Source organism: Amphritea sp. GJ51-11 (genome assembly GCF_055808735.1).
In genome coordinates this window covers 1,902,986-1,921,201 of the sequence record NZ_CM147881.1, presented here as the reverse complement: position 1 = coordinate 1,921,201, position 18,216 = coordinate 1,902,986, and the positions used below count along the sequence as shown (strand labels likewise).

The following is an 18,216-nucleotide window of genomic DNA, read 5'->3' as shown; positions in this document are numbered from 1 at the left end:
ATAACGATTACTTAAACGCCCCTAGCGCATAAGCTGCGGTCATAAAGGCAAATACATAACGCTGATGGATTTTCAGCACTTTAACCACTTCAATGGCTGACAGACTATGCCGCCCCCACAAACTACTGATCGTCGCGACATGGGGGATAGGCAGTAACCGATCAAGATCCAGTGGTCGATTAAGCCGGTGTGGTTTATCCGGGTCTAACATACGATCTAATCGCCCTTTCGATGTCCACAGCGCCAGCTTCCAAATTAATTCATCACTCTTGATGATCGTCACTTTAGCCCCCGCCACACCGGGACGCTCAGCATCTAGGTCAGGCCGAACTTTTAAAGTCAGCTCCTGATAACCAAAACGGGTTAGGGCCAGCGGAATCAAAAGATCATCACTAAAATCAAATAAAAACTGCTTCGATTCTGGCAAATACGCCAATGTGCCCGGTAAGCCTATAATCTCAACGGGTAGTGCCCGCGCATTGCCTTCGGCAATCACCTCTAGCAACATTGCTAATAGGGTTGAGTCTTTTTTAAAGAACACCCGGCGACGCTGATCAGGCTCATGCAGATTGACATCCGGTGCATTGCCACAGCATTCATACACCATCTGATAAGTCAGCTTAGTTCTGTGCTCCCGCGCCTGTTCATCTGACTCTGGCACGTCATTGACAGCTAACTCATCAACCGGAGATTCAGTCGCTAAAGTATTAGCCGCTGCCGATGCGACCTCAGATAGCGTTGCTGCAGCAGCGGCTGCCTGGGTGTCCGCAGACGCCGGTTTAACCACCGCCGTAGCATCAGGTGTGAGGACAAAACGTTGCCGCACATCGGCTGAAGCCTTAGAACGGTCGGAACTGTGGGCACGGTAATCGGCGATCGCCTGACGCTCGGCGGCCAAGCGTGTCTGATAGGCTTGAAACGCCTGCTCCCCTGCATTACTGACCTTCGTCAGCGTAGCTGCAGGCGGATCAATGGCGCCCGACGAAAATTGCTCAGCCGCCTGCTTAATCGCCTTGATTAAGCGTTTGCCTTCGAGCGGTTTATGCAGGGTCACACAACTGGGAAACTGCTTTTCTGTCGCGGTCACCGCAATAATGGGGCGCTCGCCACGGTACTTATCGATCAGGGGTTTAACCGCAGGATGCTCCATATCAAAAATAATAACGTCGGCCTGTTCCGCCGGCACCAACGCATAACTCTGCTGGTGCTGCATAAAGAACAGTTCAATCGCCGTTTTTGATTGCAACTCAAAGCCGACAACACTCAGCTGAATCACATGATTAGCTGCCCGCTTAGTGAGTTTGATATGAGATACCCCCACGACTGCCCCCGTTCCCTTAAGTCAGATATAGCGAATTCAAATTAATGCAGCGAAAAGTAGCCATTACACAGTACCGAATGACTCTGACTCAACTGTAACAAGCGCAGCTTATCACCCCCGGTGACAACCGCATTGAACACCTCGAGAGCATCATCATCGAGCAAACTCGTGCCCTGTTTGAGTAAACGCTTAAACAGATCGTTACCCCGCCCATCCAAAGTGAGATAGAGATCCCGCAAGGCGCCTGTCAATTGCGCCGCGTCATGACACAGAATAGCCAGATAGACTCTCTGTACCTGATAGCGAAGATTGCCAGGGTTGGCTGCCACTAAACGTGTGTAATGCTGCAGTAAGGCCCCTTTATGGGGCCCGTCATAGATCAACGCCTTACCCTCGAGAGCGGCAAAAAGCGTCTCAATCGCCAAGGCATTCGGTCCTTCAAGCTCGGTATTTAACGTCCAGCCAGAAACCGCTGCCCATATGGGTGAATTCACAGCCTGTCCTCTTACTACTTAGATTAATCAGGTCCGGATACCACGTACAACAACCGAACTAACCCGATAGCAAACGATAATGCTAAATGAAACCTGTTTGGTTAAAGCCGTCATCAATATTGACTGACGATTGAGGCATGATACATAAATCAATACCGCTTGACTCAGGATAGCGAGCTAACCTTGATCTACATCATATAGTGCAGAAGATCGAAATAGAGCGTTAATATATTAACTTAGGCTAATATTAGAGCGGACTAAACCCAAAGTATTAGCAGCGAAAATGCCTATCAATCTTAACTATAGAGCCCTTTTCGGCTAAAATTTTACCCGCCAATTTCAAGATCGACGTGATACATGTCGGTCGACTGTCAGATTGTCACACTCAACGGCGCTCTGATAGAGATAACAGATGAGGGCTATATCGTGCTTGAAGCTTACCGTAAACATGTAGAAGAACGCGCCCAAGAAGGCGTGCCCGCCAAACCGCTTGATGCAGATCAAACCGCTGCACTGGTTGAGTTATTGAAGAATCCGCCCACTGGCGAAGAAGCATTTATTCTGGAGCTGCTAGAAAACCGTATTCCTGCAGGTGTAGACCAAGCGGCTTACGTTAAAGCAGGTTTCTTGGCTGCTATCGCTAAGGGCGAAGCCGAATCCCCACTGATCGACAAAGTTAAAGCCGTTGAACTACTCGGTACGATGCTGGGCGGTTACAACATCCAACCATTGATTGCGGCACTGGATGACGCGGCCTTAGCACCCACAGCGGTTAAAGCGCTGTCCCACACGTTGCTAATGTTTGACGCTTTCCATGATGTCAAAGATAAAGCCGATGCGGGTAACACCTTTGCCAAGCAAGTTATGGCGTCATGGGCGGCCGGTGAATGGTTTACATCCAAGCCAGAACTGCCTGAGAAAATCACCGTTACGGTCTTTAAAGTAACAGGCGAAACCAACACCGATGACCTCTCTCCTGCTCCGGATGCCTTTACCCGTCCCGATATTCCTCTGCACGCTAACGCCATGCTGAAAATGGCACGTGATGGTATCGAGCCTGTTGCACCCGGTAGCGTTGGCCCTCTGAAACAGATCGAAGCAGTTAAAGCTAAAGGCTATCCGGTTGCCTATGTTGGTGATGTCGTGGGTACTGGCTCGTCACGTAAATCCGCCACGAACTCGGTGCTGTGGTTCTTCGGTGACGATATCCCTCACGTACCAAATAAACGTGCTGGCGGCTACTGCTTCGGCGGTAAAATCGCCCCTATTTTCTTCAACACTATGGAAGATGCTGGCGCCCTGCCGATCGAAATGGATGTTGAAAAAATGAATATGGGCGACGTAATCGACGTGTACCCTTACGAAGGCGTCGCTAAAAACGCAGAAACCGGCGAACTACTGTGCGAATTCAGCCTGAAAACACCGGTTATTCTGGACGAAGTCCGTGCCGGTGGCCGTATCCCTCTGATCATCGGTCGCGGTCTGACTGAACGCGCCCGTGAAGCGTTAGGCCTAGGCCCTGTCGATCTGTTCCGTAAACCTGAACAACCTGTCGATACCGGCAAAGGCTTCTCGCTGGCGCAGAAAATGGTGGGTAAAGCTTGCGGCGTTGATGGCGTCCGCCCTGGCACCTACTGCGAACCTAAAATGACCACGGTCGGCTCTCAGGATACCACCGGTCCTATGACCCGTGACGAACTCAAAGACTTGGCTTGCCTAGGCTTCTCTGCTGACCTGACCATGCAGTCATTCTGTCACACGGCGGCTTACCCTAAGCCAATTGACGTTCAGACCCACCATACCCTGCCTGATTTCATCATGAACCGTGGCGGTGTTTCACTGCGCCCTGGTGACGGTGTTATTCACTCTTGGCTGAACCGCATGCTGCTGCCTGATACTGTCGGTACCGGTGGTGACTCTCACACCCGTTTCCCCATCGGTATCTCTTTCCCCGCGGGTTCTGGTCTAGTTGCTTTCGCGGCGGCGACCGGCGTGATGCCTCTGGATATGCCTGAATCTGTCTTGGTTCGCTTTAAGGGCACCACGCTACAGCCGGGTATTACCCTGCGTGACTTGGTTAACGCCATCCCTTACTACGCCATCAAGCAGGGCCTTCTAACCGTTGCTAAAGCGGGTAAGAAAAATATCTTCTCTGGTCGTATTCTTGAAATTGAAGGTCTGCCTGATCTGAAAGTTGAGCAGGCGTTCGAACTGTCTGACTCTGCCGCAGAACGTTCTGCGGCTGCTTGTTCTATCAAGCTGGGCGAAGCACCGATCAAAGAATACCTCAACTCTAACATCACCATGTTGAAGTGGATGATCTCTGAAGGGTACGGCGATCCGCGTACCATCGAGCGGCGCATTAACGGTATGGAAGCCTGGCTGGCTAACCCAGCGCTGATGGAAGCCGATGCCGATGCTGAGTACGCAGCGGTCATTGAAATCAATCTGGATGACGTTAAAGAGCCTATCCTGGCCTGCCCTAACGACCCTGATGACGTTAAATTACTGTCTGATGTTGCTGGCACACATATCGATGAGGTCTTCATCGGTTCATGTATGACTAACATCGGTCACTTCCGTGCTGCGGGTAAACTGCTGGAAGCATCTGGCGCAACAATCCCAACCCGTATGTGGATTGCACCGCCCACCAAAATGGATGCCGCTCAGCTGACTGAGGAAGGTTACTACAACATCTTCGGCAAAGCCGGCGCACGTATCGAGATGCCTGGTTGCTCCCTCTGCATGGGTAACCAAGCGCGTGTAGGCGATAACACAACCGTGGTATCAACCTCTACCCGTAACTTCCCGAACCGTTTGGGTAATGGCGCTAACGTCTACCTCTCTTCTGCTGAACTAGCAGCGGTAGCCGCACTGCTCGGTAAGATCCCAACGGTTGACGAGTATATGGAATACGCGACTAAGATCGACAGCATGGCGGCTGATGTTTACCGCTATCTGAACTTCGATCAAATCGAATCCTATATCGATAAAGCGTCTAACGTTATCGTCACGGCCTAACCGTTAAATCGCCTATTGGCATAATGCTGTTCGCTTAAGCATTTGAGCGATAATAAGGCTTGATAGAAAATCCGATGTTGATATCAACGTCGGATTTTTTTGCCACTGACCGCCAATCAGAGACAGCATGGACAATTATGAGATAAAGATCGAGCTTAACTGACAGCAGAGAGAGCTAGCCCGTTAAAGCCGTTCGCCCCGTATATTGCGACGCAGGTCATCGTCATGAATAGAGCGAGCACAGAGCGACAATTGGAACACTGCTTATGCTGCTATAGGTTTGGCGAAAAGTGCGGCTAAGGAGACTTTAGTCAGCGAGGCTCAGCACGAAAAGCCAACCCCCAGACATAAAAAAGCCCTGAAGAATCAGGGCTTTTCTGTTAGCACGCTATCAATGATTAGATACGTGCAGCGGGGATAGTATGCGCGACACTCAAGTCATTAGTCGGCGGCGTGAACGTAGTCAGATCGATACCCTCAACCGCTTCTTTGTACTCTTCCAGTGTCGGGAAACGACCTAGGACACAAGACAGCACAACCATTGGGGTAGAACCCAACAACGACTCACCTTTTTTCCCTTCTGCATCTTCAACAACACGGCCTTGGAACAGGCGGGTAGACGTAGCCAGCACGGTGTCACCCGGCTCTGCTTTTTCTTGGTTACCCATACACAGGTTACATCCAGGACGCTCCAGGTACATAATATTTTCGTACTTGGTACGTGCTGCTTCTTTTGGATGCGCGTCAGAGAATTCGAAGCCAGCGAATTTTTCCAGCAGCTCCCAATCACCTTCGGCTTTCAACTCGTCAACGATGTTGTAAGTCGGTGGCGCAACAACCAATGGCGCTTTAAAGGTAACAGGACCTTTCTTCTCTAGGTTACGCAGCATCGCTGCAATGATCTGCATATCGCCTTTGTGAACCATACAAGAACCAACGAAGCCTAGATCAACCTTACGGCCATCGTAGTATGAAGCAGGACGAATCACATCGTGGGTGTAACGCTTAGAAACGTCTTCGTTGTTAACGTCTGGGTCAGCAATCATTGGTTCATTGATGACGTCTAGATCAACAACAAGTTCAGCATAGTACTTAGCGTTGTCATCTGGAGCCAGCGCAGGCGCTTCGCCAGATTTCACCTCAGCGATACGCTTGTCTGCTAGGTCGATCAGACCTTGCAACATCGCCGCCTTGTTATCCATACCTTTGTCGATCATGATTTGGATACGGGACTTAGCCAGTTCCAAAGACTGGATCAGCGTGTCGTCAGTAGAGATACAGATAGAGGCTTTCGCTTTCATTTCTGCAGTCCAGTCAGTGAAAGTGAAGGCTTGGTCAGCCAACAGCGTACCGATCTGTACTTCGATAACACGACCCTGGAATACGTTTTCACCACCGAACGTCTTCAGCATCTGTGCTTGAGTCGCATGGACGATGTCACGGAAATCCATGTGAGGCTGCATCTTACCTTTGAAGGTAACCTTCACAGACTCTGGAATTGGCATGGCTGCTTCACCTGTTGCCAGTGCGATCGCAACCGTACCGGAGTCAGCACCGAACGCGACACCTTTAGACATACGGGTGTGAGAGTCACCACCGATGATGATTGCGCGGTCGTCAACGGTAATGTCATTCAATACTTTGTGAATAACGTCAGTCATTGAAAGGTAAACATGTTTCGGGTCACGCGCGGTGATAACGCCGAACGCGTTCATGAACGCCATCAGCTTAGGCGTGTTTGCCTTCGCTTTGTTATCCCATACAGAGGCTGTGTGGCAACCGGATTGGAAAGCACCATCTACGCTGGTAGAGATCGTAGAAGCGGCCATCGCTTCCAGTTCCTGACAGGTCATAGGACCGGTCGTATCCTGAGAACCGACGATATTTACTTTAACGCGAACATCAGAGCCTGTGTGCAAAGGTGTCTTAGACGTAACACCTACTGCGTTGCGGTTGAAGATCTTTTCAACAGCCGTCAGGCCTTGGCCTTCGATAGAGATCTCTTTAGATTGTGCATACACAGCAGGCGCTTCAACACCCAGGGTCTCAGCAGCGAACGTTTGCAGCTTCTTACCAAAGGTGACCGCGTAAGAACCACCCGCTTTCATGAATTCCACTTTTTGTGGCGTGAAAGCATCAGAGATATCAACCAGTTCCTGGTCGCCGTTGTACAATTTCTTAGCTTTAGTATCGATGGTCAGAACGGTACCTGTCGCCACTGAATAGGCTTGTTCCAGGACAGGGTCGCCACTTTCGTTACGAACGACTTCGCCGTTAGCGTCGGTTTTCTTAACCCAGTTTTTCAGATCAAGACCGATACCACCGGTTACACCAACCGTTGTCAGGAAGATAGGCGCGATACCGTTAGTACCTGCAACGACCGGACGGTTGTTGATGAATGGGATGTATGGAGAGGTTTTTTCACCGGCCCACAGTGCCACGTTGTTAACACCCGACATACGGGAAGAGCCAACACCCATGGTGCCTTTTTCAGCGATCAGCATCACTTTAGCATCAGGGTTTTGCTTGCCCATCTCAGCGATTTCCTGCTGAGCTTCTGGCGAGATCATGCACAGGCCGTGTAGTTCACGGTCAGCACGCGAGTGAGATTGATTACCCGGAGATAATAAATCAGTAGAGATATCACCCTCAGCAGCGATGTAGGTAATAACCTTAATTTTCTCTGGGATGTCATCCAGTTTGGTGAAGAATTCAGCTTTTGAGTAACTTTCTAAGAGCTCTTTAGCGATGGCGTTGCCCGCTTTGAAAGCATCAGCCAGACGAGCGTAGTCTGCGTCGTACAGGAATACCTGAGACTTCAGAACTTCGCCCGCAGCAGCCGCCTGAGCATCGTCAGACAGCGCGATATCTAGCAGCACTTCAACAGAAGGACCGCCTTTCATGTGAGAAAGTTGCTCAAGCGCAAACTCAGGAGAGATCTCTGCAACAGTTTCTTTACCCAAAGCGATGTCTTTCAGAAAAGCCGCTTTAACGACAGCCGCTGGCGTAGTACCCGGTAGCGTGTTGTAGATGAAGAAGTTCAAAGATGCTTCGCGATGCTCATTACCAACGTCTTTAATTTGGGCAATGATTTCAGAAAGTAGCTCTGCGCTATCAATCGGTTTCGGGTGCAGGCCAAGGTCGTTTTTACGAATCTCTATTTCTTCTAGGTAGTCAGAGTAGTAACTCATAGCGTCAGGCGTCTCGTCTCAGTTAATTCTAATTATGAATCGGCGACAGATTATAAGGAAAGTTATAAACAGCTCAATAAAAACAATTTAAATTAAGCCTATAGTCGATATAAATAAAATAAATAATAGCAAAATTAACGTGTTTCAGATGGTATACATTGGTGGTAGGCATCCATGTTTATTTTGCAAATATGGCAGGCCTTCTTTGATTAAGTACATCAATCCATTAGGCGGATACTTAATTTTCAGAATTGCCCAGAATGGTTCTATCGCCTTCCATTATACAGCGATTTAACGGGCTTTTGTCTATGGTGATTGAATCAATCACTCAGACAACACCGATCATGGCGAGATTCTGGCCCACCTCAGAAGAACGGGAACCGTCGAAACCATCGTGCGCTGCAAGGGTGAGTACCTCTGTAGCAACCTACAAACAATTGACAGGGATCGCCCATCCCTAATCCAGAGAAAGATCCTCGATCGGCCAGCACTCAACCTCTCCCCCGCATTCGCTTGAATTTATCAGGGCACTAGATAGCTCGCTACCTAGCGTTTAGTCAACCGATGCCCCTTTATTCATTCAACTCAGTCGCATCGTCATTCCGCATAGCGCAGGAACTAAGCCTTAAACATTCCCAGAACAGTCGATAGACACTAGCAAATAGTCTTAGATTGTATGTAATTAAGACAAAATAACGGCCAATATCCTTGCTTTAAGCTGCCTATCCTCTAGAATTGTCGACAATTCTAATAAAGCAACCATTGATACTGCAGGTAATAGCGGTTCGTTTGACGGCTGAATATATGACCCATAAAAAGATCGAGCCGCTCCGACAATGATCGCAGGCTCGGCCAAAAAAGGTTATAGGTTCATCAATGTCCCATCTGCGTGAGGTATAAAATATGACAAGTCCTATCGGTTTTGATCCATCCCGTTCCATTAAAACACTTCCCGGAACGGCATATAGCTACCATAGCCTTCCAGATACCGCTGAACGATTTGGTATAAATCTTGATGACCTGCCGTTTTCTCTTCGCCCTATCCTCGAAGGTATCGCGCGAAATGTTGGCCAAAACGGCGTCACCGCTGAGCAAGTTCAGGCGCTTGGACGCTGGACAGAGGATCGAGGCACACAGCCGATCGAAATTCCTTTCACGGCAGGTCGCGTCTTGATGCATGATCTGAGTGGCACACCCGCCATTGTGGATTTTGCTGCGATGCGTTCAGCCGTTCAACGCATGGGTATGGACCCAGCAATCATTGAACCTCTAGTCCGCGCAGATCTTGTGATCGATCATACGGTGACAATGGATAATACCGGTAGCCCGGCTTCTCTTAGAATCAATGGCGAGCTTGAGGCAGCCAGAAACGTAGAGCGTTATGCCTTTCTTAAATGGGGTGCGCAGGCATTTGACACCATCAGAATTATTCCCCCACAAACCGGGATTGTGCATCAGGTTAACCTAGAGTATCTGGCACAGGGCTACCTGAACATCAAAGGTCTGATGGCTCCGGATACACTCATTGGTATGGATAGCCATACGCCCATGGCGAACGCCTTAGGGATTGTGGGCTGGGGCGTGGGCGGCATTGAAGCTGGAGCCTCCATGCTCGGCCAACCGATGCAAATGCTGGCACCCGAAGTGGTGGGCGTTGAACTCACCGGCGCATTAAGAGAAGGTGTCACGGCGACAGATCTGGTACTGACGATCACTGAAGTGTTGCGAAACTATCCGGGCGGTGTTGTTGGTAAGTTTGTTGAATATATCGGCGAGGGGTGTGCCAATCTTTCCCTGCCTGACCGTGCAACCGTGGCCAATATGTCGCCTGAATATGGCGCCACCATGGGCTTTTTCCCATTTGATGAAATCTCTGCCGAGTATCTGAGAGCAACAGGTAGGGATGGCGATCTGCCACTCGCTTTTTATAAAGCACAGAACATGACCTGGACACCAGGCCAGTCCATGCCTCGCTACACCGACCTTCTTCAGCTAGATCTCTCCACAGTTGAGACCTCTGTGGCAGGCCCAAAAAGACCTCAGGACAGGCTGCCACTGGCTGAGCTTGGCAATGTTTTCAGAAAAGCGGCGGCCGAAGGCGATCGCAAACCTGAAGTGGTTAACGTGACGCCGATGAAAGCAGACGACGCCGGTATTTACCTCCCCTTACCTGAAAGAGAGTTAAAAGACGGCGATATCGTAATTGCCGCGATTACCTCCTGCACCAATACATCTAACCCTGGTTTATTGATTGCGGCGGGCTTGCTTGCCAAGAAAGCCAATGAGCTTGGAATGACAGTACCGAGTAGCGTTAAAACATCCTTGGCACCGGGATCACCGGTGGCAACCGACTTCTTAACCAAGGCGGGATTACAACAGCATCTGGATGCACTGGGTTTTAATACTGCCGGTTATGGCTGTACAACCTGCGTGGGTAATTCTGGCCCTCTGGCACCGAGCATTGAAAAAGCATTACAAGACCACGATATTATCGCAGCGTCGGTTTTATCCGGTAACCGGAACTTTGAAGGCCGCGTACATCCGGATGTTGATACCAACTTCCTGATGTCACCCCCTCTGGTTGTTGCGATGGCTCTTGCGGGCAACGTCAATATTGATGTGAGCACTCAGCCCATTGGTCAGGATGCAGAAGGAAACGATGTTTTCCTTAAAGATATCTGGCCGAGCAATGCAGAAATCACTCAGACCATGCATGCATGCATGGACCCGAAAGCTTTCAGAGAAACCTATGAGAACTCTCTCGACGGTCCTGATACATGGCAAAAATTGGCATCGCCTACCGGCCCCGTTTATGACTGGGATCCCGATTCAACCTACATCCAGGAAATCTCTTTCTTCGACGGTTTCTCAATCGAAACACCTGAGGACGCGCTCAACAATATCTCAGGGGCGCGCATGCTGGTGATGTGTGATGACAATACAACCACCGACCATATTTCACCGGTGAGCCGTATACGTCCAGACTCCCCTCCCGGCGAGTACCTGATCTCACAAGGCGTTGCCGAGAGCGATCTGACATCACTTGGGGCACGTCGCGGCAATCACCACGTGATGCTGCGCAGTATTTTTGGCAATGGTAAAGCCAGAAACCTGATGCTCCCGGGCACCACCGGCGCGGTAACCAGCTACCACCCGCCTGAAGGTGAACCCGCACAAATGTCGATTTACGACGCCGCTGCGCGTTACCGTGAAGAAGGCACTCCTACCCTGGTATTTGGCGGCAAACTTTATGGCACAGGGTCGTCACGGGATTGGGCCGCTAAAGGGCCAGCCTTACTCGGTGTAAAAGCGATTATTGCTGAAAGTTTTGAGCGTATTCACAAATCAAACCTAGTGGGCATGGGTGTTTTGCCGCTGCAGTTACCGAAAGGGGTCACTCGCGCTTCGCTCAATTTAGATGGCTCTGAAACCTTTGATTTGAAGGGTATTGATACACTTGAGCCAAGGGGATCTGTGGAGCTGACAATTCAGCGGATGGATGGGTCATCGCAGAAAATAGAACTGCTTTCGCGAGTTGATACCTCATCGGAACTGGATCAGATTCGTCATAAAGGCATCTTGCCGATGGTGTTACGCGATATTATCGCCGCAAATACCTAACACTCAACGGCCAACCAATACAGAGAGACGATGATCAGTGTTAAGAGGCTGGCATCGTCGCTCTGTTTAGCGTCGCTCATTGATAAATGTAGCTACAGGTAATATAGAGCCTAACCACGGTCTGATTTCTGACATTGCAGTTTCTTTAGTTGAGGCCACATATAAACAAGGAATACCTTTGGGGTTGCCCTACTTTCTGATGCACTATTCGCTCCAGGCTTCATGCGTTGTTCAGAATAAGGTTCAGGAAAATCGTCGATATGTATTTCATCTTGGTAGAGAGGTCTATCATCATGTCCCGCTTGATCTCTCCACATAGCTGATCCTTTAGAGATAACTTTAAGGCGACTAGCACAAGTATTCTCAATCTCCTTTAGAAAATCGCTAGAATCTTTGTCAAGCACTTAACGTGATTTATTCTTTACTGAGTAGCTAAATAGTATATAGCTACGACATGATTTAAAACTCAAAACTATTCCTTACACATAACGCCAGGCTCACCAGAGCCAAAACCGGAGAGGCTGTTGTGTAAAGTAAAGCGCAGCGAAACCCACAAAAGAAGCGTAGGTTTGGGCGTCTGCGTGAAGCCGATTGTTAGCGTCGATTTTCATCTTCCGTTACGGGATGATCTTCCAAATCTTCCGGTAGTTCCTCAAGTATTTCTTTAGAGTGATGCTGAAGAACGATTTCACCCTTTGTTAATCTCTCCGTCCAATACCTGCCTACTAGCTTTTGCTTAGGCTTTTCAATGATCTTGAACACTGCTGTTCCATCATGCGGAATACTCCGCTCATTCAAACTTAATCTGGGCTTGCTAGTATAGGAATATGCTATATTTTTAATTTGTCGATCCGGTTCGATAAGAAAGCCCTCAGAATATGAAGAGCTTTCCATTTCACTCGTGAGCATCATGCAATTAATGTGAAAGAAAGATTGGTTTACTGTGAGCATTACGGGTATGGGAGGTGGCTTTTCTCCTGTTTCGGGATTTTTCCAATCGGAGTATATAAAACCCACCCAGCTCCCATTTAAATTAGGAAAAGGAACAAGCCACCCTCTAAATATTTTATGTTTCCAGCCCCATTTAACAAATATTGCAACTACTAAAAGATCAATAGTTACAACCTTTGGTACAAGTCCAAAGAAATCTTTTACCTTTGACAAATCAAGGTCGCTAAAGTAAGCGAGCGAAAACCATGCAACCGCTGAAATTCCGACCAGTAAATACAACGAGCTTTTAATTGTCACGTTACGCATTATTTGAATCCAAAGTAGTTCCACGCCGCTTTAGCAAACTCGCGACCATCCTCGCGAGTCCATTTTTGATTTGAGTGAAACAGGAAAACACACTCACTCACCTCCAACCAGCGACCAGAGGTCGGCTCATCACCTTTAAGGTTATTCCAAATATGCAAAAGCATGGCTCGTAGACGCTCTGTCCATGTTGGGTGAGAAAATGTGTTGTCTGGGCAATTATATGCTAGGCACTCCATGAAAAATGATGGCAACTCACGAAATGTGCCATCTTGTGCCATTGCATTTTCAACGCGCTTTAGTAGGCGCGCTCCTTTCTTATAGGCATATCCGGTTCGATTATTCTTTGCTGCCCCCTTTTCCTTTTGTTGAACTGGGTAGTTAACGATGCTGCTGCCATCAGTTTTGAATATTTTTGTTCCATCTCTCGATCCATAGTTCATATAGTAGCGATAGCTAAAACACGGAACTACATCGGCATCTACGCGGGCTGAGTTAGAATTAATCTGTATCGCGGTAGATCCTGAAGAGTCTACCTGACTCGGAAATTTTGTATTCATAGCAGAAAGAAGCTCTGCTCTTAACTTTTCTGGGGTCCAAATTCCCTCATATGATCCACTAGGCGGATGATTACCTTTTTCAGATTCCCCCCAGTAAAGACATTCCGTGCACTCCACTGCTATGTCTACATCACTATCTGCCCGCACATTAGTATTATTAGCGTAAGACCCTTTCGCAAAAACTTTCAATGAACAATTATTGAGTGGTTCATGTGCATCTATCGCTTGGCGAATCATCCGTTCCGTTCTATCCTGCTTATCCTGCTCCGTGCTACTCGAAGGCCCCATCCAACCAGATAATTTATCTTCCAGGCTCATTACGTATCCTCTTGAAATGCTAATTTTCCTGCGAGCAGAAACTGACTAACAGTTGTCACCCTGAATTGACTCCCAACAATCTTTATCTGACCATTTAATTTCTGATTGCTCAAAAGAGTCAATGTGATCGCTACTAGATATTTGTTTTACCCTTATATATCCACGTGTTCCAGCTTGAGTCCAAAAATGACCTTCTAATAACTTAGTTGTGTCTGTTTCCACTAGATCTAACTCCGCAGCTCCTTGTCTTGGGCCATGGTCTCCAGTTCGTGAACGCTTTTCAGAAAATAGGTAGGCAAGAATCTTTGTACCCTTATTGCCATCTAGCATCAGAGTTTCCACATACGACTCTGTTTTCTGAATGTTCGTGAATGCTTTTACAGATATAGTAAACCAGTGCTGTCGAATAACGAGAACAAACTTTTTTGGCGGATTCACTTGACCTTGATCATCTTTCCAATCAGATTCAAATTCACCCAACCATGTTCCGTTTAAATTTGGTCGGTATAAAAGCTTTCTTATATAGCCCCATTTCCAAGCCCACTTAAAATATGAAAACCAAAACAGCCCTGCAACTGTAATCCCTAAGTTTACATATTTGAGGCTATCTAGTGAGAGAACCTCAAAGTTATTAAGCATAAATGGAATAATCCAAACGGTTGCACCAATTACAATTGATCCGGCTGCAAATATTTTTATTTCTTTTTGATTCATGTGGTGATCAACTCCACAACTCCATTCTTTGCAATATAAACCTCTCTTTGTTGGCTAATAATTATTATTGAAGATACATTCTCATATAGTGAACCATATTGAGCTGTTCGATATCTAGCGCCAACGTTAAATACCGTTTCATTGGAATTTTTAGGGATCAAAGGGCTAAAATATTGCGATATTCTTAAGAGGCCTAAATCTCGACTAACAACATGAAATCCATCATGCCTCTTGTCTTTAAGGTTAGAGATAGATAACAAAAAATTGACAATAGTGTGAGCATCTAAGCCTGCTGTACTGAATTCTTCTTCACTAAGAAGAGGTGAAATTGGCAGCGTTCCTATGTCTTTGTTTACAAATATAATACCTAGGCCAGTGAAGCCAGTCGGTACTCCTTTTCTCAAGTTCTCGGTAATCGCGTGTAAAAATATTTCTTGCTTCATTCAGTCACCTCTAATTTATCCGCGACCCAAGACCGCTAACGCCCGCTTAAGCGGACAAAAATTGTTGGTTATAATGTGGAGCGAAGCGGAACTTAACCAACTGTTTTTATTCTGTTTAAAGCGCTTGTTAAGCATCAACGGCACCTGTTTTAGAAATGCGCGTTAGCATTTGCTCAACCTCGAAAAATTTAGTTAAACGGTAGTTTTTCACAAAACCTTCCTCAATATCATCTTCAGAAGGAAAATGATTATTTTGTACTTTTTGAGGCCTATTTATTGTATCTAAAACTTGCCATGAAATAGGTTTCGTAAGATAGAATGAATTTGACAAGTCAGGGCAAAAATTTTTATTTCTAACAACTTCCGTATTAGGTGGAAAAACAAAGTTTACACCTATATTGTTGTTTCTTAATTGCTTAGTCTTAGTTGAAAAATATGAGACACCTGAAACTCTTGATTTTTCTTTACTTATCCACTGAAGAAGAAGGTTAGGAATAATATACTCAGCATGAAAATTAGCATTCTCATGTGCTCTATTATAGCTACAAGCCATTAGCAGAGGAAAAAATATTATATGAGCAATATTCAAATTAGTATCGGACTTACTATCCTCACCCCAATCCCAAAGATCTTCATGATTTGTGTCTTTTAAAGTTTCTAAGGAGTATGCAAAATTCAATATTTTATTATCATGATTAACTTTAAATCTAGATAAATACAATTTATTTAGGTCAGGCTTGCCCATTTCTTGCCAGCAAACATAAATAGATGTACCTAAATATAAACATGGCAAACCAGCGATTGAGTACCTTTGAGTTCCGACATTTTCTCGTATTTGAAAAGGAATGTGAAACATATCGCTTCTTTCTTTTAAATCAGATTCTGAGTATCTAACCCTAAAGAGTGATTTTTCACTCTTTGAGTAAGAGTCCATGCTATGTACAAGATAACTAAGGTTTTCAGCAATAATTGGCCGTTCAAATAAATTTTCAATTTTTGAGTAGGCGCGGCCTGCACTACCAGTTAAATATTCATCAAGTGCTTGGATAATTATTTCGCATACTTCTCTTACATCATTTTTTCGATCGAAAAAGTACTTTTCTACAACGCCATCATCTTTGAACTTATCAATTCTGTTAATAAAATTAGTGAATCTCTCATCAAGATCATCTCGATAGCTTTTACCTCGGCTTGCACATGTAAAAGGCTCTCTCAACCTATTACCATTTAATAGTTTGGTTAATACTTTTTGAAAATCGCTCATTATCACGGCCTAAAATTAACTATATTTGAATCTGATGCTTAACGCCGCCATAACCGGCAGCCGGAGCGGAGCGCAGGCTGTCCGGCGCCGATAGGCGCGAAGTTGATTGACTTGTGTACGCCCAGCATGGGCATGAACTAATGAGGTGAAAGTCCTCTGTAGGAAGATCACCGTCGAACACCATGTTGTCAGTAGACAATAAACTACTAGCGAATGGCAAGGGCTAACCCGCGAGGGACGGTCTGAAGGAAGCCGGACGCAAAACTGCGAGCTGATGAACAAGAACATCATATGAGGCGTAGGCTGGAGGCGAGTTGGCACAAGACAACGAAGCCGTGTGATCTAACGGCCACCGTAAATGATGCAGTTGCGCAGGGACAGTTCATGTTCTTATCTGGGGAGATCTGCTTAACAAGCGATCGGTAAACCACCAGTAAGGCTCTGGTCAATAAGTGCCTTGGCTCCGCTGAATGTATCGCCAGCGGAGAGCGAACTAGATACAAACCGATAGCGCTGGCAGAGGTAACTTTGCCAGTGATTAAGCAGAAGTCAGCAAACGGCATAGTAGCCCAACGGTCAGCGTAATGGCTGATACATGGTGAAGGCCTGAACATTGAGAATAAAGGAGGAGCCTTGTCACACTTGAACGCACGAACGCCGTCCGGCGATGACGTGATTCAGCGTAGCGATCTGAAGCCAGCCTTTAGTGACGAACTATTTGAGCGTGTGTTGCAGCGGGAAAATCTCTCAGCGGCATGGAAACGCGTTCAAGCCAATAAAGGGGCTGCGGGAGTGGATGGCATGACCATCAACGAATTTCCCGTATGGGCAAGAGCTGGGCACTGGACGAAGGTGACAACCGAACTGGCAACAGGTCGGTATACGCCCTCACCGGTCAGACGCGTTGAAATCGATAAACCCGATGGTGGTACTCGCCAACTGGGGATTCCAACCGTCTGTGACCGAGTGATCCAGCAAGCGATTGCCCAAGTCCTTACGCCTATTTTTGATCCCGACTTCTCAAACAATAGTTTTGGATTCCGGCCAAATCGAAATGGGCAGCAGGCGGTAAAACAGGTGAGAGATATCATCAAGGAAGGTCGCCGCTTCGCGGTCGATGTCGATCTGTCTAAGTTCTTTGACCGAGTTAATCACGATCTGCTGATGACGCGCCTTGGTGACAAGGTGAAGGACAAACGTCTTCTACGATTGATTAAACAATACCTGCGAGCTGGGTTTGTCGACAACCAGTTCTATGGTGTGAGCCGAGAAGGTGTACCGCAAGGCGGGCCACTATCGCCGCTACTAGCGAACATCATGCTCGATCCTCTGGACAAAGAACTTGAGAAACGTGGCCATAAGTTTGCCCGCTATGCCGACGACTTTACAATAGTGGTAAAGAGCCCGCGAGCGGGCGAGCGTGTGCTACGCAGTATCAGTCAGTACTTGCAAAACCACTTGAAGCTGGTCGTCAATACCGATAAAAGTCGCGTCGTTAAAACCAGTGAGAGTAAGTTCTTGGGGTTTACCTTCAAGGCTGGTCGTATTCAATGGCATGAGAAAACGCTACTGAAATTTAAGCAGCGGATACGCGTGTTAACGAATCGTAACTGGGGGGTGTCGATGAAATATCAGCTCTTCAAAACCAGCCAATTTATACGTGGCTGGATTAACTATTTTGGCATCGCCAATTGCTACCAACTCTGCGTCGATTTAGATCATTGGATTCGGCGCAGAATAAGGATGGCTTACTGGCGGCAGTGGCGAAAGCCACGCACCAAGGTAAGGAACCTGATGAGTCGAGGCGTCCACGTACAGGCGGCTGTTGCGTGTGGCATTACCAGTAAAGGCCCATGGCGAAGCTCTAAAACACCGGGGATTAATCAGGCATTATCCAATGCTTATTTAAAATCTCAGGGGCTTTATGAATTGCGCGATGGATGGATCAAGCTTCACCATTCTCAGTGAAACGCCCTGTGCGGATCCGCATGCAGGGTGTTGTGGGGGCTGAGGGT

General features: G+C 47.2%; 11 protein-coding genes. 3 read left to right on the top strand and 8 right to left on the bottom strand.

The annotated features are described in order from the left end of the window. Positions 1–7: 7 nt before the first annotated feature. Together AC0L4K_RS08390 and AC0L4K_RS08385 are read right to left on the bottom strand one after the other, a co-directional pair. Positions 8–1,321 (bottom strand): hypothetical protein, encoded by a 1,314-nt coding sequence (locus AC0L4K_RS08390; RefSeq protein ID WP_473268929.1) that lies wholly within the window; start codon positions 1,319–1,321, stop codon positions 8–10. A gap of 41 nt (positions 1,322–1,362) precedes the next feature. After that, positions 1,363–1,815: a hypothetical protein gene (locus tag AC0L4K_RS08385; RefSeq protein ID WP_417224353.1), complete on the bottom strand. Its 453-nt coding sequence runs from the start codon at positions 1,813–1,815 to the stop codon at positions 1,363–1,365. A 426-nt stretch (positions 1,816–2,241) separates the two neighbouring features. Between AC0L4K_RS08385 and acnB the strand changes: the two genes are divergently transcribed. Next, positions 2,242–4,836: a bifunctional aconitate hydratase 2/2-methylisocitrate dehydratase gene (acnB, locus tag AC0L4K_RS08380; RefSeq protein WP_473269215.1), complete on the top strand. Its 2,595-nt coding sequence runs from the start codon at positions 2,242–2,244 to the stop codon at positions 4,834–4,836. Positions 4,837–5,234: 398 nt separating this feature from the next. Here the strand turns inward: acnB and AC0L4K_RS08375 are convergent, their stop codons facing one another. After that, complete coding sequence (locus AC0L4K_RS08375; protein WP_417224352.1) at positions 5,235–8,027, bottom strand: bifunctional aconitate hydratase 2/2-methylisocitrate dehydratase; 2,793 nt, start codon at positions 8,025–8,027, stop codon at positions 5,235–5,237. 903 nt (positions 8,028–8,930) lie between these two features. On the opposite strand from AC0L4K_RS08375, the gene acnA reads away from it, so the two are divergent. After that, positions 8,931–11,648, top strand: coding sequence for an aconitate hydratase AcnA (gene acnA, locus AC0L4K_RS08370; RefSeq protein ID WP_473268927.1), 2,718 nt, complete (start codon positions 8,931–8,933; stop codon positions 11,646–11,648). A 594-nt stretch (positions 11,649–12,242) separates the two neighbouring features. On the opposite strand, the gene AC0L4K_RS08365 is transcribed toward acnA, so the two are convergent. From AC0L4K_RS08365 to AC0L4K_RS08345, 5 genes are all read right to left on the bottom strand, one after another. Next, entirely contained in the window at positions 12,243–12,905 is a 663-nt protein-coding gene (locus AC0L4K_RS08365; protein ID WP_473268926.1) for a Cap15 family cyclic dinucleotide receptor domain-containing protein, read from the bottom strand. After that, positions 12,905–13,780, bottom strand: a complete 876-nt coding sequence (locus tag AC0L4K_RS08360; protein ID WP_473268925.1) for a nucleotidyltransferase domain-containing protein — start codon at positions 13,778–13,780, stop codon at positions 12,905–12,907. Before AC0L4K_RS08360 ends, AC0L4K_RS08365 begins: the two co-directional genes overlap by 1 nt. A 45-nt stretch (positions 13,781–13,825) precedes the next feature. Then, positions 13,826–14,494 (bottom strand): Cap15 family cyclic dinucleotide receptor domain-containing protein, encoded by a 669-nt coding sequence (locus tag AC0L4K_RS08355; protein WP_473268924.1) that lies wholly within the window; start codon positions 14,492–14,494, stop codon positions 13,826–13,828. Further along, positions 14,491–14,937: a hypothetical protein gene (locus tag AC0L4K_RS08350; protein WP_473268923.1), complete on the bottom strand. Its 447-nt coding sequence runs from the start codon at positions 14,935–14,937 to the stop codon at positions 14,491–14,493. The genes AC0L4K_RS08355 and AC0L4K_RS08350 overlap by 4 nt, the downstream gene beginning before the upstream one ends. 127 nt (positions 14,938–15,064) lie before the next feature. Beyond that, the gene (locus AC0L4K_RS08345) at positions 15,065–16,201 is read right to left on the bottom strand and encodes a hypothetical protein (protein WP_473268921.1); all 1,137 of its coding nucleotides are present in this window, start codon (positions 16,199–16,201) and stop codon (positions 15,065–15,067) included. Between the two features lie 633 nt (positions 16,202–16,834). On the opposite strand from AC0L4K_RS08345, the gene ltrA reads away from it, so the two are divergent. Further along, positions 16,835–18,169: a group II intron reverse transcriptase/maturase gene (gene ltrA, locus AC0L4K_RS08340; protein ID WP_473268920.1), complete on the top strand. Its 1,335-nt coding sequence runs from the start codon at positions 16,835–16,837 to the stop codon at positions 18,167–18,169. Positions 18,170–18,216: the final 47 nt, after the last annotated feature.

Excerpts from the sequence above, each read along its gene's own strand:
- AC0L4K_RS08365 (WP_473268926.1), bottom strand. The coding sequence starts at position 12,905 with ATGCGTAACGTGACAATTAAAAGCTCGTTGTATTTACTGGTCGGAATT.
- AC0L4K_RS08355 (WP_473268924.1), bottom strand. The coding sequence starts at position 14,494 with ATGAATCAAAAAGAAATAAAAATATTTGCAGCCGGATCAATTGTAATT.
- AC0L4K_RS08375 (WP_417224352.1), bottom strand. The coding sequence starts at position 8,027 with ATGAGTTACTACTCTGACTACCTAGAAGAAATAGAGATTCGTAAAAAC.
- AC0L4K_RS08360 (WP_473268925.1), bottom strand. The coding sequence starts at position 13,780 with ATGAGCCTGGAAGATAAATTATCTGGTTGGATGGGGCCTTCGAGTAGC.
- AC0L4K_RS08350 (WP_473268923.1), bottom strand. The coding sequence starts at position 14,937 with ATGAAGCAAGAAATATTTTTACACGCGATTACCGAGAACTTGAGAAAA.
- AC0L4K_RS08345 (WP_473268921.1), bottom strand. The coding sequence starts at position 16,201 with ATGAGCGATTTTCAAAAAGTATTAACCAAACTATTAAATGGTAATAGG.
- acnA (WP_473268927.1), top strand. The coding sequence starts at position 8,931 with ATGACAAGTCCTATCGGTTTTGATCCATCCCGTTCCATTAAAACACTT.